Genomic DNA, 23,678 nt, shown 5'->3' on the forward strand with positions numbered 1-23,678 from the left:
TGCTCCCTGCCTGCACGACCGCCGCCCATTGCCGGACGGGGTGCGACGCTCGCCTGTCCCGTGCGCCGGAGAAGCAAGGGTCGCACCCCTGCACCAGCAAGCCCGCCCGGACGTCACGATGCCGGTCCGCGGATTTTGAGACGTTTCGGTAAGTTGTGAGACGGGGGCGTCTCACGTCCCGCGGCGGGGTCGATGCAGTTTGCACTCACGAGGCCTCCCTAGAGCCTCGAACGAGGAAGCGAGCATTGGGCATCGAGCACAGCCGTTTCGTCGGGCAGTCGGTCGAGCGCGTCGAGGACGCCGCTCTGCTGTCCGGACGCGGACGCTACATCGACGATCTCGGGCACAAGCCCGGTACGCTGCACGCGGCGATCCTGCGCTCCCCTCACGCGCACGCCGACATCCTCGGCCTCGACGCCGACGCGGCCCGCGCGCTCCCGGGCGTGGTCGCGGTGCTCACCGGACACGATCTCGCCGACGTCGCCGGTCCCCTCGTCCCGGCGCTCCGCGCCGCCGTGGACGCACGGGCGATCGCTGTCGACCGGGTGCGCTACGTCGGCGAGCCGGTCGCCGTGGTCGTGGCGCAGGATCGTTACGTCGCCGAGGACGGCTGCGACCTGATCGAGGTCGAGTACCGCGCCCGCCCGGCGATGGTCGATCCGCTGGCAGCGCTGGCCGAGGACGCGCCCGTCCTGCACGAGGGCGTCGGGCAGAACCTCGTCAGCGACCGCGCCTTCCGGTACGGCGACCCGGACGCCGCCTTCGCGCAGGCCCGCCACACCCTCTCGGTGACGGTCCGCTATCCCCGGAACACCGGTTCGCCGATGGAGACCTACGGGGTCGTCGCCGAGTACGACCCGAGCGACGATTCCTACGATCTCCTCGCGAACTTCCAGGGCCCCTTCAGCATCCATGCCGTGGTGGCCCGCGCCCTCAAGGTGCCGGGCAACCGCCTGCGGCTGCGCACGCCGCCGGATTCCGGCGGCAGCTTCGGCGTGAAGCAGGGCGTCGCCCCCTACGCGGTCCTGATCTGCGCCGCCGCCCGCAAGGTCGGGCGCCCGGTCAAGTGGATCGAGGACCGGATGGAGCACCTCGCCGCCTCGGTCTCGGCGACGAACCGCGTCACCACCCTGACGGCTGCCTTCGACGGCGAGGGCCGCATCGCTGCCCTCGACTGGGACCAGGTCGAGGATTGCGGCGCCACCCTGCGCGCACCGGAGCCGGCGACCCTGTACCGGATGCACGGCAACATGACCGGCGCCTACGCGATCCGGCACGTGCGCATCCGCAACCGGGTGGTGGTCACCAACAAGACGCCGACCGGCCTCGTGCGCGGCTTCGGCGGCCCGCAGGTCTACTACCCTCTCGAGCGCCTCGTGCAGCGCATCGCCGCGACGCTCGGGCTCGACCCGCTCGACGTGATCCGCCGGAACCTGATCCCGGCGGACGCCTTCCCGTACCGCACCGCGACCGGGGCACTGTACGACTCGGGCGACTACCAGCGCGCCCTCGACGAGGCCGTTCGCGATGGCGGTCTCGACGCTCTACGCCGCCGTCGCGAGGCGGCGCGGGCGGAGGGCCGGCTCTACGGCATCGGCTTCACGGCCGCGGTCGAGCCCAGCGTCTCGAACATGGGCTACATCACCACGGTGCTGACGGCCGCCGAGCGCGCCAAGGCCGGCCCGAAGAACGGCGCGCAGGCCACTGCCACCGTCACTCTCGATCCGGTCGGCTCGGTGACCGTGCAGGTCGCCTCGGTGCCGCAGGGCCAGGGCCATCGCACCGTTCTCGCCCAGGTCGTGGCCGACGTCTTCGGCATCCCGCTCGATCAGGTCCGGGTGACCACGGATCTCGACACCGCCAAGGACGCGTGGTCGATCGCCTCGGGCAATTATTCGAGCCGCTTCGCCGCCGCGGTCGCCGGGGTGGCCTACCAGGCCGCCACGCGCCTGCGCGACCGGCTCGCCCAGGTGGCGGCGGCCCAGCTCAACGTGCGGGCCGACGACCTCGTCTTCGCGGGCGGCCGCGTAGCGTCGCGGACGAACCCGGACGCCGCGCTGCCCTTCGCGCGCGTCGCCGCGACGAGCCACTGGTCGCCGGGCCTCGTGCCCGACGAGGTCGGCTCCGTCATCCGCGAGACGGCGTTCTGGACGCCGCCGGAGCTGGCAGCACCCGACGAGGGCGATGCCGTCAACTCCTCGCTGTGTCACGGCTTCATCTTCGATTTCTGCGGCGTGGAGGTGGATCGGGCGACGGGCAAGCTCGTCATCGACCGCTACGTCTCGATGCACGATTGCGGCCGGATCCTCCACCCCGGCATGGTCGAGGGCCAGGTGCGCGGCGGCTTCGCCCAGGCGCTCGGCGCCGCCGTGTACGAGGAGCTCGCCTACGGCGAGGACGGCGCCTTCCTGTCAGGCACCTTCGCCGATTACCTCTTGCCGACCGCAACCGAGATCCCCGACCTCGTCGTCCTGCATCTCGAGAGTCCCTCTCCTTTCACACCCCTCGGAGCGAAGGGCGTGGGCGAGGGCAACTGCATGTCGACGCCGGTCTGCCTCGCCAATGCGGTGGCGGACGCGCTCGGGATCGACGCCATCGACCTGCCGCTGACGCCCGCCAAGCTCGCCGCGCTCAGCGAGCGCAGCGACGAGCCGGCTCCCCCGCAGGGCCGCACCGTGCAGGCGCAGGCCCGCCCGGGCGACCGGACCATGCGCGGCGAGGGTGAAGCCCGGGTGGCGGCGGCCCCGGAGGCGGTCTGGGCGATGCTGCTCGACCCCGCCGTGCTGACCTCGGTGATCCCGGGCGCGTATGGCGTGCGCAAGCTGTCGGAGACGCATTTCCGAGCCGACGTGACCCTCGGCGTCGGCCCCGTGAAGGGCCGCTACAAGGCCGACATCACGCTCTCGGATCTCGATCCGCCCCGGGCCGCGACGTTGTCGGGCACCGTGACGGGGGCGCTCGGCAATGGCGGCGGCAGCGGGCGGATCACCCTGGCGCCGGACGCCCGGGGCGGGACGCGCATCGGCTACGCCTATGAGGCCTCCGTCGGCGGCAAGGTCGCGGCGGTGGGTGGCCGTCTCCTCGACGGGGCGGCCCGGGTGATCATCGGCGGCTTCTTCTCCGCCCTCGCGCGCCGTGCCGGCGGCGAGTCCCGGCCCGGCCTGCTGCGCCGGCTCCTCGCGCGCCTGGGGGTCTCCGCATGAAGCCCGCCCGCTTCGACTACCTGCGCGCCGCGAGCCTCGACGAGGTTCTGGAGGCGCTGACCCGCCATCGCGACGAGGCCCGCATCGTCGCGGGCGGCCAGTCGCTCGTGCCGATGCTGAACATGCGACTAACGAAGCCCGCGCTGATCGTCGACCTCATGCGGATCGAGACGCTGCGGTCGCCCCGCCGCGAGAACGGCGCCCTCGTCATCCCGGCGGGCGTGCGGCAGACGCTCCTGCTCGACCGGCCGGGCCTCGCTGACGAGGTGCCGCTCCTGGCCGCAGCCCTCCCCTTCGTCGGCCACGTCCAGACCCGGGCCCGGGGCACCCTGTGCGGCTCCGTCGCCCATGCCGACCCCAGCGCCGAGATCCCGCTCTGCCTCGTCGCCCTCGAGGGCGAGGTGCATCTGCGCTCCGCCAAGCGGGCGCGGCGGGTGCGTGCCGACGACTTCTTCGTCGGGATGATGGTGACCGACCGGGCCGACGACGAGCTCGTCGAGGCGATCGCCCTGCCGGTGCGCAGGCCGGGCTCCGGCTACGCCTTCGCGGAGATGGCCCGGCGCCACGGCGATTTCGCCATCGTGGCCTGCGCGGCCGTGGTCGACGGGCAGCGGATGCGCCTCGCGGTGGGCGGCGTCGCCGACCGGCCGACCGCCCGCGACTGGCCGCTCCTAGACGGCGCCGCCCTCGACGACGCCCTCAACGCCCTCGCCTGGGACCTCGGCGCAGGGGACGACGTCCACGCCACTGCCCGCTACCGCCGCAACCTCGTGCGCCGCCTCGGCCGCCAGGTCCTCGAACAGGCCGCAGAGGAGGCCCGCCGATGCCACGGCTAGACGCGACGCGACGCCACGAGGTCGCCTTCACGCTGAACGGCGCCCCCGCCCGGGTCGAGGTCGAACCGCGGACGCTGCTCACCGACGCGCTCCGCCACGGCCTCGGAATGACCGGCACCCATGTCGGCTGCGAGCACGGTGTCTGCGGCGCCTGCACGATCACCATCGACGGGTTGCCCGCCCGCGCCTGCCTGACGCTCGCCGTCGCCGTGGAGGGCAGCGACGTGCGCACCGTCGAAGGGCTGGCGCCGGAACCCGGCCGGCTCGGCGTGCTCCAGGCGGCCTTCCGGCGCCACCACGCCCTGCAATGCGGCTTCTGCACCGCCGGCATCCTGATGTCGCTCGACGCCTACCTGCGGCACCGCCCGCACGCGACGCAGGGAGAGCTCACCGAGGTGATCGGCGGGCATCTCTGCCGCTGCACCGGCTACGCCCCGATCATCGCGGCCGCCGTCGAGGCCGCCGCCCTGCTGCGCGGCGAACCGACCGAGGAGACCCCATCCGATGCTTGACCTTGGCACTAGCTTCCTGGCGAGCGTGTCCCGCGACCCGCGGGGCATCGCCATCGTCGACGGGGAGATCCGCCTCACCTACGCGGAGTGGTATGGGCTGATCTCCTCCGTGGTCGCGGGCCTCGACGCGCTCGGCCTTAAGCCCGGCGACCACCTCGTCACGGTGCTGCAGAACCGCCTGGAAGCGGCGACGCTCCACTGGGCCTGCCAGTTCGCCGGCCTTGTGCTCACGCCGGTCAACTGGCGGGCGAATCCCGACGAGATCGACTTCGTGGTCGAGAACGCGGAGGCGAAGGCGGTCGCCTACGAGGGCGTCTCGGCCGCGAGCGTGCGGGCGAGTGCCGCCGCCCGCCTCTGCCCGCGCATCGTCGTCGGTGTGGAGCCCGAGCCCAGCGAGACGCGCTTTGCCGACCTCGCCGCCGTGCCGGCCGAGCCGGTCGCGCCACGGGCCGATGCCGAGGCGGTCTCGCTGATGCTCTACACGTCGGGCACCACGGCGAAACCCAAGGGCGTGCCGCGCCGCCACCGCACGGAGCGCGCCGCCGCCCTCGCCCACGTGGCCCAAAACCTCTATGGCCGCGGCGAGCGGACCCTCGGCGTCATGCCGCTCTACCACACGATGGGGGTGCGCTCGCTGCTCGCCATGTCGCTCATCGGTGGCACCTTCGTGTGCCTGCCGCGCTTCGACGTGGCGGGCGCGCTGCGTCTGATCGCGGCCGAGCGGGTGACGAACCTCTACCTCGTGCCGACGCTCTACCACGACCTCGTCCACCATCCGGACTTCGCCGCGACCGACACGTCGTCGGTGCGCAAGCTCGGCTTCGCGGGCGCGCCGATGACGGACGGCCTCCTCGGCCGGCTGACCGAGGCGTTCCGGCCGGATCTCTTCGTCAACCATTACGGCTCGTCGGAGGTCTACACCTTCACGATCAACCAGGACGCCGCGGTGAAGCCCGGCTCGGCGGGGCGGGCCGGCCTCAACACCCTGGTGCGGATCGTCCCGCTCGCGGCCACCGATCCGCACGCGGCCGCCGCCCCAGGCGAGGAGGGCGAGATCGCCGTGATCGCGCGCGGCGACGAGGCCTTCGAGGGCTACTGGCGCCGCCCGGAGGCCGACGCGAAGGCGTTCCGCGACGGCTGGTACTTCACGGGCGACACCGGCTTCATGGACGGCGATGGCGACGTGTTCGTGACCGGCCGGGTCGACGACATGATCATCACGGGCGGGGAGAACGTCTCTCCGGTCGAGATCGAGAGCTGCCTGTCGCTGCACCCGGCCGTCTCGGAGATCGCCGTGGTCGGCCTGCCCGACGAGCGCTGGGGGAAGGTGGTCACCGCCTTCGTCAAGCGCCGTGCGTCCGTCGACGAAGCCGCTCTCGACGCGCATTGCCGCGCGGCCGGGCTGCCGAGCCACAAGCTCCCACGCGCCTACGTGTTCGTCGCCGCGATCCCGAAATCCCCGGTCGGCAAGCTCCTGCGCCGCCAGCTCGTCGCGGGCGCGTACGAGGCAGAGGCGGCGAGCGACCCCTCCGCCGCCGCCTGAGGCAATTCCCTCCCCCCCAAAGGCCTTGTCTCCAAGGTCAACGAGAGAGTGACCCTATGACCAGCGACCCCCGGCTTTCCAACCTCGACGGCTTCCGCGTCGAAATCGACCCCGCCCGCGAGCGCGCCGACGTCATCCTGGCCCGCCCGCCCATGAACGTGATCGAGATGCCCCAACGTGACCAGATCCGGAAGGTGTTCGAGGCCCTCGACGAAGATGACCGCGTCCGCGTGATCGTGCTGCGCGCCGAGGGCGAACACTTCTCCTCCGGCGGCTACATCAAGGGCTTCCTCGACGCCTCGCCCGAGCATGTCTCCAAGCTCGCCTGGAACATGGCGGCGCCGGCCCGCTGTGCCAAGCCCGTGATCGCGGCCAACCGCGGCTATACGTTCGGCGTTGGCTTCGAGATCTCGCTCGCCTGCGACTTCCGCATCGTCTCGGAGACCTGCCGGTACGCGTTGCCCGAGCAGAAGCTCGGCCAGATCCCAGGCTCCGGGGGCTCAGCCCGCCTGCAGAAGATCGTCGGCATCACCCGCACCAAGGATATCGTGATGCGCTCGAAGCGCATTCCCGGCCGGCAGGCGCTGGAATGGGGGATCGCCACCGAGTGCGTGCCGGACGGCGAACTCGAAGCCGCCGTCGACGCGCTGGTGGAGGAGCTGCGCGGCTTCTCGCCCATCGCCCAGCGCACGGCCAAGAAGCTCCTCAACGACACCGAGGACTCGACCCTCTCGATCGCCATCGAACTCGAGGGCCACTGCTACAGCCGCCTGCGCCAGTCCGACGACTTCCGCGAGGGCGTCGAGGCCTTCCACGCCAAGCGCAAGCCGAGCTTCCGCGGCTCGTAGCGCTGCCCCGCCCGAGCCGGCGCCAAGAACCAGCGCCAAGAGCCGGCCGGGCGGCCCCGAAATCGACCCTCATGACCATCGGAAGGCCCGGCCGCACCGGCCGGGCCAACGATGCCGCGTGCCCAAAGGAGGAAACCCGATGTCCGCCGCCACCACGATTCCCGTGTCCGAGGCCTTGCCCAAGCCGACGACCCGCCAGACCGCCACCGCCGCCATGGCCTCGCTGTTCGGATGGGGCCTCGACCTGTTCGACCTTTTCATCCTGCTCTACGTTGCTCCCGTCATCGGGACGCTGTTCTTCCCCGCCGACAAGCCGATGCTGTCGCTTGCGGGCGCCTACGCATCCTTCGCCGTCACGCTGCTGATCCGTCCCCTCGGCTCGGCCCTGTTCGGGTCCTACGCCGATCGCCTCGGCCGGCGGCGCGCGCTGATGATCGCCGTGGTCGGGGTCGGCGTCTCGACCGCGGCCTTTGGGCTCCTGCCCACGGTCGGCCAGATCGGCTGGGCCGCTACGGCGATCTTCCTCGCATTCCGCCTGATCCAAGGCATCTTCGTCGGCGGCGTGGTCGCGGCCTCGCACACGATCGGCACCGAATCCGTCCCCGAGCGGTGGCGCGGCCTGATGTCGGGCGCAGTCGGCGGCGGCGGCGCGGCGATCGGCGGGTTACTGGCCTCGCTGGTCTTCTACGTGATCTCCCTGCTGGCACCCGGCGAGGCCTTCGCCTCCTGGGGCTGGCGGGCGATGTTCTTCTCGGGGCTCCTGACCTCGGCCGTCGGCCTGGTCCTGTTCCGCAACCTTGAGGAATCGCCGATCTTCCGACAGCTCCAGGCGGAGAAGTCGGCGCGTCGCGCCGGGGCACCCGTGGTCGCCTCGCCGGTGCGTGCCCTGTTCTCGGCCGAGTACATCAGGGCCTTCCTGGTCTCGACCCTGATCTCGTTCGGCGGTGGCGCAGCCTACTATCTCACCTCCGGCTACCTGCCGACCTACCTCAAGCTCGTGAATGGCGTTCCGAATGCGACCGCGTCGATGATGCTCATCGCCGCCAACGTCGCCGCCGCATTCGGCGCCTGCGCGCTCGGCGAACTGAGCCAGCGCATCGGACGCCGATCGAGCTTCCTGCTCATGGGCGCAGTGCGACTGGTGGCCTTCCCGGCGCTCTTCCTCGCCATGGCCCAGACCACCGACACTGCGCTCCTCACAGTCTACGTCATGCTCCTGTCCCTCATCGCCAACGCGAGCTACGGCCCGCTGCTGATCTTTCTCAACGAGAAGTTCCCGACCGCTTTGCGCGCCACCGGCACCGGCCTGACCTGGAACGTCGGTTTCGCGCTGGGCGGCATGCTGCCGACGCTGGTGTCGCTGGCGGTCGACGGTCCCGGCCAGATCCCGATGATGCTCGCGATCTTCACGACCGCCGTCACCGCCGTCTACCTCGTTGGCGCCTTCATGACGGAGGAGACGCGGGGCAACCTCGAGCGCATCTGAGCGCTCCCTTCTCTGCAGACTTGTACCTGCCGCTGATTCCGGGACCGGCCAGGGCATACCTGGCCGGTCACTCCCGTTCCCGAAGGTATGTGCGATGGACGCCCACGCGCTCTGGGCCTTTGCCCTTGCTCTTTATGGCCGTCCGGGGGCCGCGCCGGCCTGCCTCGCCCTCCAGGACGAAGCGGCGGCGGACGTGACACTCGTGCTCTACCTGATCTGGTGCGCGGAGACTGGCCGGCCTCTCAATGCAGAAGCGGTCCGGTCGGCCGACGCCGCCGTCGCGCCGTGGCGCGCAGCCGTGGTCGCACCGCTCAGAGCCGTGCGCAGGGCCATGAAGGCGCCCCTCCTGCCCGGCCTCGCGACAGAGTCGCTACGGGACAGGATCAAGGCCTCGGAAATCGAGGCGGAGCGCCTCGCCCTGGTAATACTCGCGGTGGGCGCGCCCGCTCCGGAGCCGTCCGCTCCCGAGCCCCTCGCAGCGGCAAACCGATACCTCGACCTCTACGCCGTTCATCTCGGCCGGCCGCTGCCGCCAGTCCCCCGCGAGGCGCTGCTCCGGGCTTTGGCAGAAGCATGACCTCAAGAACTGGCGTCGCGCCAGCGCCGGACCCGCCCGGATTCGATCTCGAAGAGGTCGAGTACCCGGCCGAGCGTGTGGTCGATCATCTCGGCGAGGCTCTCGGGCCGCGCGTAGAAGGCAGGGACCGGAGGCGCGATGATCGCCCCCATCTCCGACAGGGCCGTCATGGTGCGCAGGTGGCCAGTATGCAGGGGGGTCTCTCGCACCATGAGGACGAGACGGCGCCGCTCCTTCAGCACCACGTCCGCGGCCCGGGTCAGCAGGCCAGAGGTCACGCCGGTGGCGATCTCAGCCATACTGCGCATCGAGCATGGCGCCACGACCATGCCGCGGGTGCGGAAGGAACCGGAGGAGATCGCCGCGCCAATATCGGCCTGCGCGTACGTCCGGGCGGCCAGTGCGCGCACCTCTGAGACCTTGAGGTCGGTCTCGTGGGCGAGCGTCACCTCGGCCGAGCGCGACATCACGAGATGTGCCGGAATGTCGAGGTCGCGCAGGATCTCCAGCAGGCGGATCCCATAGATCACGCCCGAGGCCCCCGAGATGCCGACCACCAGGGGCAGGTTCGTCACGGCACTGTACCCTCGACGAGGCCCGGCGCCTGATAGATATGCTTCAGTTCCGTGAAGTCATGGACTGCGTCGTAGCCGTGCAGGCGCCCCAGGCCGCTCTGCCGGTAACCGCCGGTTTCGGCTTCGGCGAACAGCTTGTTGTGGTCGTTGATCCAGACCGTGCCGTTGCGCAGCGCCCGGGCCACCCGCAGCGCCCGCGCCCCGTCGCGGGTCCAGACGCTGGCGGAGAGACCGAACACGGTATCGTTCGCCCGCGCCACCGCCTCGGCCTCGGTGTCGAAGGCTTCGAGCACTACAAAGGGCCCGAAGATCTCCTCCTGCACGAAGTCCGCATGCGGATCGTCGTGCGCGACGAGGGCCGGCGTGAGGAAGGCGCCGCGCGCCCGCGCCCCGTCGGGAATCGTGGCCCGCAGCAGCACCCGGTCGGCCGCTGCGCAGGCTGCCTCCATCCGGGCCGCGACCGCGTCGCGGCTCGCCCGGTCGATCAGCGGGCCCATCTGCGTGCCAGCCTCGAGGCCCGGTCCGACCCGCAGGTCGGCCAGGGCAGCGGTCAGAGCGTCGCGCATCGCGGGCAGCCCCGCACGGTGGACGAGGACGCGCCGCGCAGCGGTACATTGCTGGCCCGAGATGACCGTCGCGGCGGCGGCAAGCTTGCGCGCGACGTCGCCGATCTCCGCGTCGGGAAAAACGAGGCAGGCGGATTTTCCCCCGAGTTCCAGCGAGAGCTTCTTCATGCTGTCGGCGGCGGCCCGCATGATCGCCTTGCCGGTCGCCGTCGAACCGGTGAAGCTCAGGACGTCGACGTCGTGCGACACCGACAGGTGCTGGGCACCTGCGTGCCCGGTCTCGACCACAACGTTGACGACGCCCGGCGGCAGCCCGGGGGCGGTAAAGAGCGGCGCCATCAGGGCCGCGTTGAACACTGCCGTCTGCGCGGCGGGCTTGACGACGGTGGTGCAGCCCGCGGCCAGCGCCGGAGCGAGCGAGCGGACGAGCAGCACCGCGGGCGCGTTCCACGGCACGATGATTCCGGCGACGCCGGCCGGCTCGCGCTGCATGGTCGAGAGCACGCCGGGCTCGGGTTCCAGCACGTGGCCCGGTATGTGGCGGGCGAGGCCCGCGTAGTAGAGAATCTCGGAAATCGCGCCCGCGAGTTCCCCGCGCGCCTGCGCGAGCGGCTTGCCGTTGTCGCGGGTCAGGAGTTCGGCGAGGGGCTCCTTGCCGGTTTCGAGCGCGGCCGCCCAGTGCAGCAGCACCGTTTGCCGCAACCGAGGCGACGACGCCCAGATGCCCCGGTCGAAGGCCCGTCGCGCGGCGGCGACGGCTGCCTCAGCCTCCCGGGCGCCACCCTGCGCGAGGTAGCCGACCCGCTCGCCGCTCGCCGGATCGAGGCTGTCCGCCTCCGGCCGGCCGTAGGCCTTCCCGTCGATCCAGTGGCGTGCCACCGCGTCCATGCCTGCTTCCCCGCTCTCTGATGTGCGTCCCGGGCCTGGGCACCGGGTTGGGGCGGAATGGTAGGGTTGAGGGTGTTTTCCTGTCGAATAAGGATGGATGATGCGGGCGATCAGCGGGACGTCGGTTCGCCGGTCAGGGACCCGTGACGATATGGGCCTGGAGCGCGGCCGCTGCTGCCGACAGCTCCTCGCCAAGGATCTCGACGAAGCGCATCGCCGCGGGGGTGAGCGGGTATTTTGGGTGATGGATGATGACGAGCTGGCGGGTGATCCGCGGCGCCACGATGCGGTAGGCCTTGAGCGAGCCCTCAACGAGCTGCCGGCTCACCGCGATGCTGGGAAGGACCGTGAAGCGGTTCGAGCGCGCGACGAAATCCGCGATCGCGGAGGGCAGGTCGAGTTCGATCTGGGGGCTCAAGGTGATGTCCTCCGCGCCGACCCGCCGGTCGAGTTCCAGGCGTAGACCGTGGCGGGCCGAGGGCAGGACGAGGTCGAGTCCGACGAGATCGCGCGTGCGCACCGGCATGGGGATCGGCAGCGGCGTCGCGCTCCCGCCCACCACCACCATCTCTTCATCGAGAAGTGGCTCCATCATCAGGCCGAGGCGGCGGTTGGGCTTGTTGATTACCGCCAGGTCGAGGCTGCCGTCGCCAACGCCGTCGATGAAGGTCGAGGAATAGCCGTCCGCCAGAGACAGTTCCACCTGCGGGTAGGTGGCGGCGAAGCGCGCCAGCACGCTCGGCACCACGCTCATCGAGAGCGACGACAGGATGCCTGCGGTCACCCGCCCCGACACGCTCTGGGAGAGCTGCGCCATCGTGGCCCGGGCCTCGGCAACGTCGCGTAGGATCGGCTGCACGAGCCGGTGCAGCAGCCGGCCTGCGGCGGTCGGCACCATTGCCTTAGGTTGCCGCTCGAAGAGCCGCTGATCCAGTTCGCGCTCGAGCTTGGCGATCTGCATGCTGAGTGCTGGCTGCACCACGTTCATCCGCTGCGCCGCGCGCGTCACGCTGCCTTCCTCGAACAGAGCGACGAAGTAGGAGATCTGGCGCAAATCCACGTGCGGAATCCTGGCTTCCGGCGGTGCTCCAGTACGGCGGTCGGCCGTCGAAAACACGCCGTATCACAGGAGCATAAGCCTGCTGCCACGGCAATTCAGACCGCCTGATCGGCCCCATCAGCAATCCTTATTTCAGTCCGTCGCCGCAGCAGCCTAACGAGACGGGACGACGGCGCCCCGCGCGGGCCGCGACCGGGAGGACAACATGAGCGTGCCGGCCCCAACCCGATCCCTGCGCCACTGGCTCGCTCGCCTCGGGCAGAGCGGGCGCCTCAGCGTGACACGGCCGGGCATCGGGCTTCGCCACGAGGCCGCGGCGGTGGCGAACCGGCTTGACGGGCGCAGCGCCACTCTGTTTCCCCGCCCCGACGGTCAGGACGGCACCATCGTCTCGGGCCTCGTCTCCAGCCGGGCCTGGATGGCCGAAGCGCTCGGGACGACGGAGGACCGCCTCGTCGCGCATGTCCAGCAGGCCTGTGCGGCGCCGCTGCCCTGGCGCGAGCGTGAGACCGGGCCCGCCCAGAGCATCGTCCACCGCACCGACATCGATCTCCTGCGGCTGTTGCCCGTGCCGACGCTCAACGAGCACGATGGAGGTCCCTACATCTCGGCGGGGCTGATGATCTCGCGCGATCCCGAGACCGGCGCGCAGAACGTCGCCATCCTGCGCTGCCAGATCAACGGGCCCGACCGCATCGGCGTTCTCGTGCTGCCGCGCCACACCGATCATTTCTACCGCCGCGCCGAAGCCGCCGGCCGCGGCCTGGAGGTCGCGCTCGTCGTGGGCGTCGATCCCGCCTGCCTGCTCGCCTCCCAGGCGATCGTGCCGCTCGGCCAGGACGAACTCGAGATCGCCGGTGCGCTCACGGGCGTTCCCCTCGACGTGGTGAAGTGCCTCACGAACGACGTGCGCGTGCCGGCAGAAGCCGAGATCGTGATCGAGGGGAGAATCCTGCCGGAGCTGCGCGAGCCGGAGGGGCCGTTCGGCGAGTTCCCGCAATATTACGGCGAGCGGGCCGAGCGCCACGTCATGCAGGTCGACGCCGTTACCCACCGCGAGCAGCCGCTCTTCCACATGATCGTCGGAGGCGGACTCGAGCACCTGCTGCTTGGGGCAATCCCCCGCGAAGCCACGATCCTGGCAACCCTCAAGCGTAGTTTCCCAGGGGTCGAGGACGTCCATCTCTCCCTCGGCGGGGTTGGCCGCTACCATCTCTACGTGAAACTGCGCAAGACGCAGGAGGGCGAGGCCAAGAACGTCCTGCTTGGCGCCTTCGCGGCCCATTACGACATCAAGCACGCGGTCGTCGTCGATATGGACGTGGACATCCACGATCCGAAGGAGGTCGAGTGGGCGGTCGCTACCCGCTTCCAGGCCGACCGCGACCTCGTGGTGGTCGCGCATTCGCAGGGCTCGAAGCTCGACCCATCCGCGCGCGAGGGCGTGGGCGCCAAGATGGGCCTCGACGCCACGGCACCGCTGGACGCGCCGCCGATGAAGTTCACCCGCATCTGCGTGCCAGGCCAGGCCGAGATCGACCTCGCGGCCGTGGTCGTGCCGGATGCGGACTGGCGCGCGGTACTCGGGGGCTGATGCGCATGAGCGAACTGCCCCATGAGGTCGATGTGCTCGTTGTCGGCGGCGGCTCGGCCGGCTGCGTCCTCGCCAAACGTCTCTCGGCCGATCCGAACCGGCGGGTGCTTCTCGTCGAGGCCGGCTGCGACACGCCCCCAGGACAGGTGCCGGCCGAGATCCTCGACAGCTACCCGATGCCGCTGTTCTTCGGCGACACCTACATCTGGCCCGGCCTCGACGCGGCCGTCACCCGCGGGGCCGATGGGCGGATCCGGCGCCGGGCCTACGAGCAGGGCCGCGTGATGGGCGGCTCGTCGAGCATCAACGTGCAGGCGGCCAACCGCGGTCTCCCGCGCGACTACGACGCCTGGGCGGCGGCCGGGGCGAGGGGCTGGGGCTGGGACGACGTCCTGCCCTACTTCCGCAAGCTCGAGACCGACCTCGACTGCGACGGCCCGCTGCACGGGCGCGACGGCCCCTTGCCGATCCGACGCATCCTCGAACCGGCCTGGCCGCCGTTTGCACACGCGGTTGCGACGGCTCTCGACGCGACCGGCCTGCCGCGGCGCCTCGATCAGAACGGCGAATTCGAGGACGGGATCTTCCCGCCGGCCTTCTCCAACCGGGATGACGCCAGGGTTTCCTCTGCCGCGGCCTATCTCGACGCGCCCACGCGGGCGCGCGGGAACCTCGTCATCGCCGCGCACACGCAGGTCACCGACCTGGTGTTCGACGGACGGCGCGCCGTCGGCGCGCAGCTGCGCCAAGCGGACGGACGCGAGCAGCGCGTGGCGGCGCGGGAGGTGGTGGTCTGCGCAGGCGCGTTGCAATCGCCGGTCCTGCTCCTGCGGGCCGGGATCGGACCCGCAGAACACCTGCGTACCTGCGGCGTGACCGTCCTCGCGGACCGGCCCGGGGTCGGCGAGAACCTGCGCGACCACCCAGCCCTGACCATCGCGCAGTACCTGCCCCGTCGGCTTCGCCTGCCGCTGAGCTACAGACGGGCGAGCTTCGTCGCCCTGCGCTCCTCCTCCGGCCTGCCGGGCGGTACACCCTCCGACATGTACCTCACCGCCTCCGCCCGCGGCGGCTGGCACGCGCTCGGGGCGAGCCTCGCCCTCTATTTCCTATGGGTGAACCAGCCGCACTCGATCGGGCGGCTGCGCCTCGACCCGGCCGATCCGGCGGGCCGTCCGGACGTCGACCTCGGCCTCCTGTCGGACCCGCGCGATCTCGAACGGCTGGCGACGGGCCTGCGCGACCTCGTTGCGCTCGTGGTCTCGCCGCAGCTCAACCCGGATCCCGCGGCGATCTTCCCGGCGAGCTTCACGCCTGCGATCAAGCGGCTCAGCCGGGTTACGCCTCGCAACCGGCGCGTCACTGCCCTGCTGGCCCGGCTCCTCGACGGTCCTGCCCCCTTGCGCCGGCTGATGCTACGCGCCGTGTCCGGCGGGGTCGATCTCGGCCGGATCGCTGCCGACGACGCAGCCCTGCGGGACTTCGTGCGCGAGACGGTCTTCGGCGTGTGGCATGCGAGCGGCACCTGCCGCATGGGCGATTCCACCGACAGGGGTGCAGTGGTCGATCCGACCGGGCGGGTGATCGGCGTCGAAGGGCTCTCCGTCGCGGACGCCTCGGTAATGCCGAGCTTGCCGAGTGCCAATACCAACGTGCCGACCATCATGATCGGCGAGAAGATCGCCGATCACCTCGTCGCGCAGCTGGGAGCCGGGGCCTGAGGCCGCCGGCACCCGGGGCGTCAGGCGAGGCGAGCCCGCGTACGCCGCTCGGCCTCCTCGATGCTTGTCGCCGACAGATCCGGATCCGCCGACCGGATGTCGGCCCGCATGTGATCGTGCGATGCGCCGTTGAACAGCGTCCCGACGAGGGATCGGTCGAGGTCGCTGGTGCCGAACAGTGCGTCGCAGATCGGGAATGTGAGGTTGAAGTTGCGGGTCTGCATGAACCCGAGCACGTGATGAATGTAGTGCATTCGCCGCACGGTGTTCACCAGGGGGATGTGCCGCAGGTAAGGATGCCGCGTGTCATCGAGGTGTGAGAGCGTGTGCAGGCCCTCGTAGAGCAGGTAGTAGGCGGCCATCGTGAGCACGACGATGTACCCGGCATTCGACGAGATCAGCCAGCCGGCCAGAAGCGCCGGCGGCAGGGCGGCGAGCACGAAGCCGATCGGGGCGAAGGGCGGAAACAGCAGAGCCCGCCATTCCTTGTGGCCACTGTAGCCAAGGTCATGGTGCGTGAAGAACTGATGGTGCACTGTGCAGTGGCGCTTATAGATCATTGTGAGCCCGGGCACCGGGCGGTGCAGCACGTAGCGGTGCGCGGCCCACTCGCACCAATTGCCGAGAAGCACGATCGGCACGACCAGCAGCCACTCCCATGCCGAGGAGACCTCGATTCGGTTCCAACAGTACAGGACCGTACCGCCGGTGATCAGCAGCGTGAAGCCGAGATGGATCGCGCCGTGGTACCAGGGCGGGGTTTCGGCCACGAAGCGTTCGCGAAAAGTGCTCTGGCGCTCCTGCTCGCGCCGGTCGCGCTCCGGGCTTTGGAAGACGGGTGTCATTGGCTTCCTCCTCGTCTCGCTTTCCCTCTCGGACGGGGAACCTGCTTGCGAGACGTGGAGTGTGGCGCAGCTCGCGCGCAGAACCCTGATCACCCCGGAGGCTGACTTATCAATCCGGATGTTTTTCGCGCGCCCAACCAGAGTTGTAGGCGTGCGCATGGGTTAATCTCCCCAATCGGAACTATGGTGATGCCGGCCCGGGCCGGCAGGGAAGGTGATCGCGGATCGTGACCCAGGCTCTCGGAATCCTGCGCGGCGCGTTCGGCCGGGTGGCGCTCCTCGACATGGACACCTCCCTCGTTGATCACGCGCACCATCATTGCCACGTGATCCTGAAGGCGAGCGGCCCCGACCAGGATTTTATCGTCGCGGGCCGGGCGCTGCCCGTGCGCGACGACACCGCGATCTTGATCAACAGTTGGGAGCCGCACCGCTACCTGCACCGGGGTGGGCTGCAGCGGACGGCCTTCCTCGCCCTTTACATCGAGCCCGCTTGGCTCGCTGGGATTGATCGCGCGTTCCGGCCCTGCGGCGCCGGCCGCTTCTTCGAAGGGTCCTGCGTGCCACTCGACGGCACCCTGTGGAGAGCGCGCGAGGACCTTGTACGGCGCATAGGTTGCCACGATACTGACGCAGCAACGCTCGAAGACCGGATCCGTGCCCTGATCATCGCCCTGGCGCATCGCTATGGAGACCGGCAGCCCCCGCGTGTGGCACTGTTGACCGATCACCGCATCCGGCGGGCCCTTCAACTTATGGGGGAATCGGGTGCCGTACCCCGCGATCTCGACACCGTTGCGAGGTCGGCCGGTCTATCGCGGCCGCACTTCAACACGCTTTTCCGCCGCTGCACGGGGCTGAGCCCGGCCGTCTACGCCAACGCCGTGCGCGTCGAAGCTGCTGTCGCGGCTATCCTAGACCCCGCCACGACCCTTGCCGTGGTCTCTGACGACCTAGGCTTCAGCGCACCAGCCAACTTTACCCGCTTCTTTCAGCAACATACCGGTACAATACCCAGTCAGTTTAGGCGTGTCGTCGCTGAGCTTCCGTAAGTGATATTGAGTTAGAATCGCGATTGAGTAGCGAATAATCTGATCGGGAGCTGGGAGGCGGCCGCTCGATAAAGGGTCGTGAAGGGGTCGATCAGCGCTCATTATTCATCGTAGACATCAGGATAAAGGGGTGTCTATACTACATGTGGTGGAAATTCACGATTCCTAAAGCTGTCAACGGCCTCTGAAGTGTGTATCGCTTCGCTGAAAATTTGATATCAATACCTATAATATAAGTCGCATATCTCACCGGGCCATGTGCTATATGCCTTTGCGACATTTTCGAACCCAAATGTCCGGAAGCTGCTTGCAACCGGACGTTTCTTATACGCATCATGAAGGGCCGCTTCGGGTCAGGAGTTCGTCTGCCGCCTGGCGGCATGAACCGATCCGAGGCCCTCTGGCGCGGAACCGCCGCTCCCGACCCGTTGCAGACCCTGGGAAGGTCCGCTTCCGGGCTACGCGGCCTTCGTCAGCTTTGCGACCGCGCCGACAATCTGCCGGAGCTGAAGCGGCTTCTCCAATCGCTCCACACCCTCGAACTCTGCTGGGATCACTTCGGCGTCGTAGCCCGTCGTGAACACGAACGGGATGCCACGATCTTTAAAGGTCTCAGCCAGCTTGAAGGACAGTCCTGGCCCCAGGTTGATGTCGACCACCACAGCGTCGGGCCGCTGCTCCGCCAATTCCACCCGAGCGTCCTCCTCGGTTGCACATGGGCCCATGACCTCTGCACCTGCACCGCGCAGCGCCCGTGCCGTATCGGTCGCGAGGTAGTAGTCGTCCTCCACCACCAGCACGCGACAGCCGGTCAGGTCAGGTTCACCCGTCATGTCGATCGCTCCTCCGAACACTGTTGCGCGCGGCGGGGCATCAGTCTCAAGAATGCTGGCCCCGTCTTGCAGCGGGAACTCCAGGTGGCAGCGAGCGCCGCCGGGCTCGATGGTGACCTGCCCGCGGCCCCGTAACTCGTAGGGGATACGCGCCTCGATCAGCTCTGAGCCAAAGCCGCGGCGGTGCGGCGCGTCAGGGTCGGGCGCTGGGCGTGAAGGAGCGCCTTCCTCGGTCCAGTTGAAGGCCAGCCACGGCCCACCGCGCTTCTCGAACGTCGACCACTCGACCGTCACCGTGCCGGTCGGCACGGAGAGGGCACCGTACTTCACGGCGTTGGTCGCCAGTTCGTGGATCGCCAACGTCAGCACCTCGGCGGCCTTCGGTGACAGCTCGATGTCAGGACCGTCGAGGATGTACTGACCTTTGTGTTGGGCCTGCACGCTGACCTCGTCGTGCACGATGGTCGCGATACCGACGCGAGCGTTGGCGCCCCGGGTGAGGAGCGCCTGGACCCGGGCGAAGGCGAGCAGCCGTCCCATCATAAGCTCCCGATATTCCGACACGCTGTCGGCGTGCTCAGCGGTTCGGTTCGTGATCGAGCGCAGAAGCGCCATGATGTTGCGCACGCGATGCTGCAACTCGGCCAGCAGGATAGCGGAGTGCTCGGCAGCGAGCTTGGCCTCGGTCACGTCATCCGCGATGCCGCCGATCCGCGGGATGTTGCCGTTGTCGCGCAGCGGGAAGTCGGTGGTTCTAATCCACCGAAAGGCGCCATCTGCCGGTCGCTGGATGCGGAACTCGTGGATCACGGCCTCGCCGCTGCGAGCCTTCTCGATGTTTGCGAGCGCGATGTCCCGATCATCGGGCACGATCAGGGCGGCCCACTTCTCGACGGAGCCGAGAAGCGCGTCCGGCTCGATCCCGTAGATCGTGCCGATCGCGGGGCTGACGTAGTCCATGGACAACGTCGCGGCGTCCCTGATCCAAAGGACCGCCAGCGAAGCGTTAGCGAACTCTCGAAACCGCCCCTCGCTCTCGCGCAACGCCGCCTCACTGCGCACCCGCTCGATGGCAGCCCAGGTGCGCTCAGCGGTTTCCTCGATCAGCGCGATCTCCCCCCGTGTCCAGTGCCGTGGAGTGGCCGTTACCGCGCAAAGCGTCCAAAGCACGTGCCGTTCGCCCTTGCGTAGAAATGCGGCGACCAATGCCCGGTGGGCGAACGCGCCGATGCTCTGCCGGTCCATCTCGGTCAATGAGACATCGTCCAGGAGATCGTCGATCACCAGCGAGCGGTCGGCTGCGACCTGCATCCCCTTCGGAAAGTCGGAGAGGCGCACACCCTCGGGCATCGGCGGTATTCGGTCGTTGCCCACCTGATGAAGATACTCGGCCCAATCCCTCTCGATATGAAAGGCTGCGATGTAGCAACGGTCGAGCCCCATGTGCTGGGACAGCAAATGCAGCGCTCGGTTCGCAGTCGCGTCCGCGTCCATCTGCCCACGCAAGGCGTCAGAGAACTTCAGCAAGAACGCCTGCCGCTCCTCGCTCTCACGCAGCGCCATCTCGGCGCGCCTGCGGGCGTCGATGTCGATGTTGACCTCGACCCAGTTCTCGATGCGTCCAGCAGCATCGAGGACGGGAGCGGCGCGGAGGTTGGTCCAACGCCAGCCACCTTCCGGTGCCCGGAGGCGGAACTCGGCATTGACGTGCGCGCGAGCCTCTATCGCCTCTCGCCACTGCTGCTCGGCATAGGCCCGGTCATCAGGATGGATCGCGTTCAACCAGCCGTATCCGAGCCACTCCTCCACAGTCTGGCCCGTATAGGCCCGCCAGCTCGGGCTGTCGGCGACAACGACGCCGTGGGCATCGGTCTCCCACACGGCTTGCGCCCAGCTCTCGATCAGAAGGCGGTGCCGGGTCTCGCTCTCGCGCAGCGCCGCCTCGATCCGTGCGCGGTCGCCCACTTCAGCACCCGTCATCTGGACGTAGGCGATGGATCCGTCTCTCTCGCGCACGGGCGTTAGCAGTGCGTCGAACACATCCGTCACAACGCCCTCGCCGCGCGTGTCCAGTGGCTGGCCGCTGACCTTCACCGTCTCGCCGCCGAAGGCGCGCGCGTAGTAGGGCGCCACGGTCGCCCATCCCGCAGGGAAGGTCTCAGGCAGGGGGCGGCCGAGCGCGGCGGGATGGTGGTCGCCGAGGTGCCGGGCAGCAGCGGCGTTGTAGAGGAGGAGGCGCTGTGGCCCGCACGTGAGGGTCGACACAAGCGGGCTGGCAAGCATGAATTCGACTGCCAGCTTCAAGCGCTCCGACCAGTCTGCGATCGGCCCGAGCAGCGTTGCCGACCAATCGAAGTCACGGATGCGTTCTACCATCTCCCCGTCGCCGAATGGCCATCGCGTGTCGATCTGCATCATGAAGCCAAGAGGCAGGGGCACGAGCGAAGGTCAATTAACACATGTTATCTTCGACTCCATGATAGAGGCACTGTGCTATGTCCGCTTCCCGCCCCATCACCAACAGCCGCCTCCCACCCCATGCGGTCGTTTGGTGGCGGCGGATCGCAGTTTCGCGTGGGGCCAGCAGTTCGCATGCCGCCTCGTCGGCTGTGCGCCATTAGCGGACCTTCAGCTACAATTACTTGAATATCCGCTATCCGACCGCAAGCTGCCTCTGCACGGAGTGGTCGGGACGGGAGGCTACAAGATCCTTATGCCGGGAACGACGCGCTGGACGCCCGGTCCAAAGCCGATTAGGCCGAGGACGTCCGCGTCCAGGCTTAGCTCGCCAAGGTCGAGATCCAGCTCGACCGCTTCTGCGCCGAGGAGTTCTCGGACCGCATCATAAAGGAAATAGCCGAGCTTCTCGTAGAGCGGGGTTCCCCCTGACGCCGTCAGAGAGTCTGCCGGGCCACGGGCCCTGATATCCGCGGCGCCGCGCTGCAACGATGAACCCACCACACCGGTCATGCTCAAGGCGTAGATGGACGTCCGGGTCTCGTTCGGGCGTTATTTCGAACCGTGGAACGAGGGCCGGTATGCCCGCTGGGCCGGCTGAGAGCAGGAAACTCAGTGCGTCCGCGGAGGGATGCGTCCCACGATCCCGGTTCGCGGCGCCCGTAAAAGGCCCGCATCGCGGCGCATGGGCTGACCTTGGACGCACGAGTGGGCATTGCCTCAAGGTCTCACTAGCGACCAATATGGCACCGCGCTCGCTGACGTGAACCAAATAGTAAGCTGCGGCCGCAACTAGGATACCATGACCCAGTACCTCGTCAGGCGCGCTAACGTCCTCGTCCTCGGCGTGCTGATCGCCATCCTCGCCCTGGTCGGTGCGGCGACCTGGGAGCGGCTGAACGCCTCGCGCGACGCTCGCACCTGGTCGCGGCACAGCTATCAGGTGCTCGACACCACCAAGGACCTCGCCATCGCCTTGCGCGACGCCGAGCGCGGCCAGCGCGGCTACGTCCTCACCGGCAGGGCCGAGTACCTCGGCCCCTACGACGTCGCGCGCGACCGCCTCGGCCTTCTCCAGGGCGAGCTCCAGAAGCTGACCGCCGACAACCCCGCGCAGCAGGAGCGCATCCGGGCGCTGGCCCCGGCCATCCAGCACAAGCTGGAGGAACTCGCCCAGACGCTTCAGGCGCGCCGCGACGGTGGCCTGGAGGCGGCGCTGCGCATCATCAACGGCGACGCCGGCCGCAACCACATGCGCGAGGCCGAAACCATTCTTGCGACCATGCTCGCCGACGAGCAGCGGCTCCTCGACGAGCGCCTCGTGCAGAACGACGCCCGTGCGACCTGGGTGCGCTGGATGGTCATCGCCGGTTCCGTGCTGGCGGTCCTCACCCTGCTCTGGGCGGCCCGCCTCCTGAACCAGGCGTGGTCGCGTTCCTACAGGACCGAGACCGAACAGCGGGCTGTGGCCCTGCGCCTGCGCACCACCCTCGACAGCCTCAGCCAGGGCGTCGCGGTGTTCGGGCCCGACCGCAAGCTCGCGAACTGGAACGAGTGCTTCCAAGTGCTACTCGACCTGCCGAAGGCGATGGTCCGACGGGGCACGACCTACGGCGCCTTCGTCGAGCACACCGGCGAACCCGGGCGTCCCGCTCTGGAGACCGAGGACCAGGTCCGACACGGCAGCCGGAATCCCCGCGAGGCCGTCACCTACGAGCGGGAGAACGCGGAGGGGCACCACCTGGAGATCCGCCGGACGCCGATGCCCGACGGCGGCTTCGTGCTGACCATCTCGGACATGACCAAGCGCGCCCAGGCCGAGGGCGTGCTGCGCGAGGCTCAGAAGATGCAGGCCATCGGCCAGCTCACCGGCGGCATCGCGCACGATTTCAACAACTTGCTTCAGGTCATCCTCGGAAACCTGGAATTCATCCGGGCGAAACTCGACGGCGACGCCAGGCTCCAGACGCGGATAGAGCGGGCATCCTGGGCTGCCCAGCGCGGGGCGACGCTCACCGGCCAGCTCCTCGCCTTCGCCCGCAAGCAGCCGCTCGCGCCGTCGGCCATCGACCTCGCCGCGACGATGCCGGACCTGATACCCTTGCTGCGGCGGACCCTCGGCGAGACCATCGATGTCCGTTACGTCGAGACCGTCGGGCTGTGGCCCGCGATGGCCGACGCGGCGCAGTTGGAGAGCGCGGTCCTGAACCTCGCGCTCAACGCCCGCGACGCGATGCCGGGCGGCGGCCGCCTCACCATCGAGCTCGGCAACAAGGTCCTCGACGACGATTATGTCCGCCGGCACGCCGAAACCGTGCCCGGCGACTACGCCATGGTGGCGGTCTCCGACACCGGCCATGGCATGACCCCCGACATCGTCAAGCGGGTGTTCGAGCCGTTCTTCACGACCAAGCCCGACGGCAAGGGCACGGGGCTCGGCCTCGCCATGGTGTTCGGGTTCGTCAAGCAGTCCGGCGGACACGTGAAAATCTATTCCGAGCCCGGCGAGGGCACGACGGTGAAGCTCTACCTGCCGCGTGCGGTCGGGGCCGCGGCGGCGACGGGCCAGCGGTCCGGCAGTCCGGTCGATCTGCCACGCGGATCGGGAACGATCCTGGTCGTGGAGGACGAGGCGGCGGTTCGCGAAATCGCCTGCGCGATCCTGGCCGATCTCGGCTACCGCGTCCTGGAAGCCGGCGACGGCGAGGAAGGGCTGAGGGTCTTTGCCGCCAACGTCGCGACCATCGACTTGCTGCTCACCGACGTGATCCTGCCTGGCAAGGTGCGGGGTCGCGAACTCGCCGAGAGGGTACAGGCACTGCGGCCCGAGGTCCGGATCGTGTTCATGTCCGGCTACACCGAGAACTCCATCATTCATCATGGCCGGGTCGACGACGGGGTGCATCTCATCTCCAAGCCGTTCAAGCGCGAGCAACTCGCCAGAAAGGTCGCCGAGGTGCTCGGACCCGCCGGAGCGGAGATGCCCGAGGCCGCGAACGTGGTGGCCTTGCGCCCGGTCAAGGGTACAGGGCTGTGACGTCGACGTCCGGGGCCTAGCGCCGATTGATCGGGCCAGGAGGCT

At 69.1% G+C, this 23,678-nt stretch carries 17 protein-coding genes; 11 read left to right on the plus strand and 6 right to left on the minus strand.

The window, feature by feature from the left end:
• The first annotated feature begins 245 nt into the window (after positions 1-245).
• From EU555_RS11035 to EU555_RS11065, 7 genes are all read left to right on the plus strand, one after another.
• Positions 246-3,203: a xanthine dehydrogenase family protein molybdopterin-binding subunit gene (locus EU555_RS11035; RefSeq protein ID WP_135414710.1), complete on the plus strand. Its 2,958-nt coding sequence runs from the start codon at positions 246-248 to the stop codon at positions 3,201-3,203.
• Positions 3,200-4,039 carry an FAD binding domain-containing protein gene (locus tag EU555_RS11040; RefSeq protein WP_048427912.1) on the plus strand — a complete coding sequence of 280 codons (840 nt, stop codon included), beginning with the start codon at positions 3,200-3,202 and terminating at the stop codon, positions 4,037-4,039. The genes EU555_RS11035 and EU555_RS11040 overlap by 4 nt, the downstream gene beginning before the upstream one ends.
• Entirely contained in the window at positions 4,027-4,551 is a 525-nt protein-coding gene (locus tag EU555_RS11045; RefSeq protein ID WP_048427913.1) for a (2Fe-2S)-binding protein, read from the plus strand. The genes EU555_RS11040 and EU555_RS11045 overlap by 13 nt, the downstream gene beginning before the upstream one ends.
• Positions 4,544-6,094 carry an AMP-binding protein gene (locus EU555_RS11050; RefSeq protein WP_048427914.1) on the plus strand — a complete coding sequence of 517 codons (1,551 nt, stop codon included), beginning with the start codon at positions 4,544-4,546 and terminating at the stop codon, positions 6,092-6,094. The genes EU555_RS11045 and EU555_RS11050 overlap by 8 nt, the downstream gene beginning before the upstream one ends.
• 56 nt (positions 6,095-6,150) lie before the next feature.
• Positions 6,151-6,942, plus strand: coding sequence for an enoyl-CoA hydratase/isomerase family protein (locus EU555_RS11055; RefSeq protein WP_048427915.1), 792 nt, complete (start codon positions 6,151-6,153; stop codon positions 6,940-6,942).
• A 139-nt stretch (positions 6,943-7,081) separates the two neighbouring features.
• Positions 7,082-8,428: an MFS transporter gene (locus EU555_RS11060; protein ID WP_048427916.1), complete on the plus strand. Its 1,347-nt coding sequence runs from the start codon at positions 7,082-7,084 to the stop codon at positions 8,426-8,428.
• 94 nt (positions 8,429-8,522) lie between these two features.
• The gene (locus tag EU555_RS11065) at positions 8,523-9,005 is read left to right on the plus strand and encodes a TIGR02444 family protein (protein WP_048427917.1); all 483 of its coding nucleotides are present in this window, start codon (positions 8,523-8,525) and stop codon (positions 9,003-9,005) included.
• A 2-nt stretch (positions 9,006-9,007) separates the two neighbouring features.
• Here the strand turns inward: EU555_RS11065 and EU555_RS11070 are convergent, their stop codons facing one another.
• The 3 genes from EU555_RS11070 to EU555_RS11080 all read right to left on the minus strand — a co-directional run bounded on the left by EU555_RS11070 (position 9,008) and on the right by EU555_RS11080 (position 12,151).
• Positions 9,008-9,580, minus strand: coding sequence for a UbiX family flavin prenyltransferase (locus tag EU555_RS11070; RefSeq protein WP_060847218.1), 573 nt, complete (start codon positions 9,578-9,580; stop codon positions 9,008-9,010).
• Positions 9,577-11,034: an aldehyde dehydrogenase family protein gene (locus tag EU555_RS11075; protein WP_135414711.1), complete on the minus strand. Its 1,458-nt coding sequence runs from the start codon at positions 11,032-11,034 to the stop codon at positions 9,577-9,579. The genes EU555_RS11070 and EU555_RS11075 overlap by 4 nt, the downstream gene beginning before the upstream one ends.
• A 133-nt stretch (positions 11,035-11,167) precedes the next feature.
• Positions 11,168-12,151 (minus strand): LysR family transcriptional regulator, encoded by a 984-nt coding sequence (locus EU555_RS11080; RefSeq protein ID WP_244276326.1) that lies wholly within the window; start codon positions 12,149-12,151, stop codon positions 11,168-11,170.
• A gap of 148 nt (positions 12,152-12,299) precedes the next feature.
• Here EU555_RS11080 and EU555_RS11085 point away from each other — a divergent pair, with 148 nt between their 5' ends.
• Both EU555_RS11085 and EU555_RS11090 read left to right on the plus strand, forming a co-directional pair.
• The gene (locus EU555_RS11085) at positions 12,300-13,688 is read left to right on the plus strand and encodes a UbiD family decarboxylase (protein ID WP_135414712.1); all 1,389 of its coding nucleotides are present in this window, start codon (positions 12,300-12,302) and stop codon (positions 13,686-13,688) included.
• Between the two features lie 5 nt (positions 13,689-13,693).
• A complete protein-coding gene (locus tag EU555_RS11090; RefSeq protein WP_048427955.1) occupies positions 13,694-15,409 on the plus strand; it encodes a GMC family oxidoreductase in 1,716 nt (571 codons plus the stop codon).
• A gap of 20 nt (positions 15,410-15,429) precedes the next feature.
• Here the strand turns inward: EU555_RS11090 and EU555_RS11095 are convergent, their stop codons facing one another.
• Positions 15,430-16,254, minus strand: coding sequence for a sterol desaturase family protein (locus EU555_RS11095; RefSeq protein ID WP_048427922.1), 825 nt, complete (start codon positions 16,252-16,254; stop codon positions 15,430-15,432).
• A gap of 227 nt (positions 16,255-16,481) precedes the next feature.
• On the opposite strand from EU555_RS11095, the gene EU555_RS11100 reads away from it, so the two are divergent.
• Entirely contained in the window at positions 16,482-17,306 is an 825-nt protein-coding gene (locus EU555_RS11100; RefSeq protein ID WP_048427923.1) for a helix-turn-helix domain-containing protein, read from the plus strand.
• Positions 17,307-17,764: 458 nt separating this feature from the next.
• Here EU555_RS11100 and EU555_RS36655 read toward each other — a convergent pair whose 3' ends face one another.
• Both EU555_RS36655 and EU555_RS36100 read right to left on the minus strand, forming a co-directional pair.
• Positions 17,765-20,557, minus strand: a complete 2,793-nt coding sequence (locus tag EU555_RS36655) for a PAS domain S-box protein (protein WP_205820883.1) — start codon at positions 20,555-20,557, stop codon at positions 17,765-17,767.
• Between the two features lie 282 nt (positions 20,558-20,839).
• A complete protein-coding gene (locus tag EU555_RS36100) occupies positions 20,840-21,115 on the minus strand; it encodes a hypothetical protein (protein ID WP_167858511.1) in 276 nt (91 codons plus the stop codon).
• Between the two features lie 283 nt (positions 21,116-21,398).
• Here EU555_RS36100 and EU555_RS11125 point away from each other — a divergent pair, with 283 nt between their 5' ends.
• Positions 21,399-23,633, plus strand: a complete 2,235-nt coding sequence (locus EU555_RS11125; RefSeq protein WP_135414713.1) for a CHASE3 domain-containing protein — start codon at positions 21,399-21,401, stop codon at positions 23,631-23,633.
• Positions 23,634-23,678 lie beyond the last annotated feature (45 nt).

The sequence above is a fragment of the Methylobacterium nonmethylotrophicum genome (genome assembly GCF_004745635.1).
Taxonomy (GTDB): Bacteria; Pseudomonadota; Alphaproteobacteria; order Rhizobiales; family Beijerinckiaceae; genus Methylobacterium; species Methylobacterium nonmethylotrophicum.

Bases quoted from the DNA above. Each gene is read 5' to 3' on its own strand.
- EU555_RS11040 (WP_048427912.1), top strand. From the start codon at position 3,200: ATGAAGCCCGCCCGCTTCGACTACCTGCGCGCCGCGAGCCTCGACGAG.
- EU555_RS11045 (WP_048427913.1), top strand. From the start codon at position 4,027: ATGCCACGGCTAGACGCGACGCGACGCCACGAGGTCGCCTTCACGCTG.
- EU555_RS11050 (WP_048427914.1), top strand. From the start codon at position 4,544: ATGCTTGACCTTGGCACTAGCTTCCTGGCGAGCGTGTCCCGCGACCCG.
- EU555_RS11055 (WP_048427915.1), top strand. From the start codon at position 6,151: ATGACCAGCGACCCCCGGCTTTCCAACCTCGACGGCTTCCGCGTCGAA.
- EU555_RS11060 (WP_048427916.1), top strand. From the start codon at position 7,082: ATGTCCGCCGCCACCACGATTCCCGTGTCCGAGGCCTTGCCCAAGCCG.
- EU555_RS11065 (WP_048427917.1), top strand. From the start codon at position 8,523: ATGGACGCCCACGCGCTCTGGGCCTTTGCCCTTGCTCTTTATGGCCGT.
- EU555_RS11075 (WP_135414711.1), bottom strand. From the start codon at position 11,034: ATGGACGCGGTGGCACGCCACTGGATCGACGGGAAGGCCTACGGCCGG.
- EU555_RS11085 (WP_135414712.1), top strand. From the start codon at position 12,300: ATGAGCGTGCCGGCCCCAACCCGATCCCTGCGCCACTGGCTCGCTCGC.
- EU555_RS11090 (WP_048427955.1), top strand. From the start codon at position 13,694: ATGAGCGAACTGCCCCATGAGGTCGATGTGCTCGTTGTCGGCGGCGGC.
- EU555_RS11095 (WP_048427922.1), bottom strand. From the start codon at position 16,254: ATGACACCCGTCTTCCAAAGCCCGGAGCGCGACCGGCGCGAGCAGGAG.
- EU555_RS36655 (WP_205820883.1), bottom strand. From the start codon at position 20,557: ATGATGCAGATCGACACGCGATGGCCATTCGGCGACGGGGAGATGGTA.
- EU555_RS11125 (WP_135414713.1), top strand. From the start codon at position 21,399: ATGACCCAGTACCTCGTCAGGCGCGCTAACGTCCTCGTCCTCGGCGTG.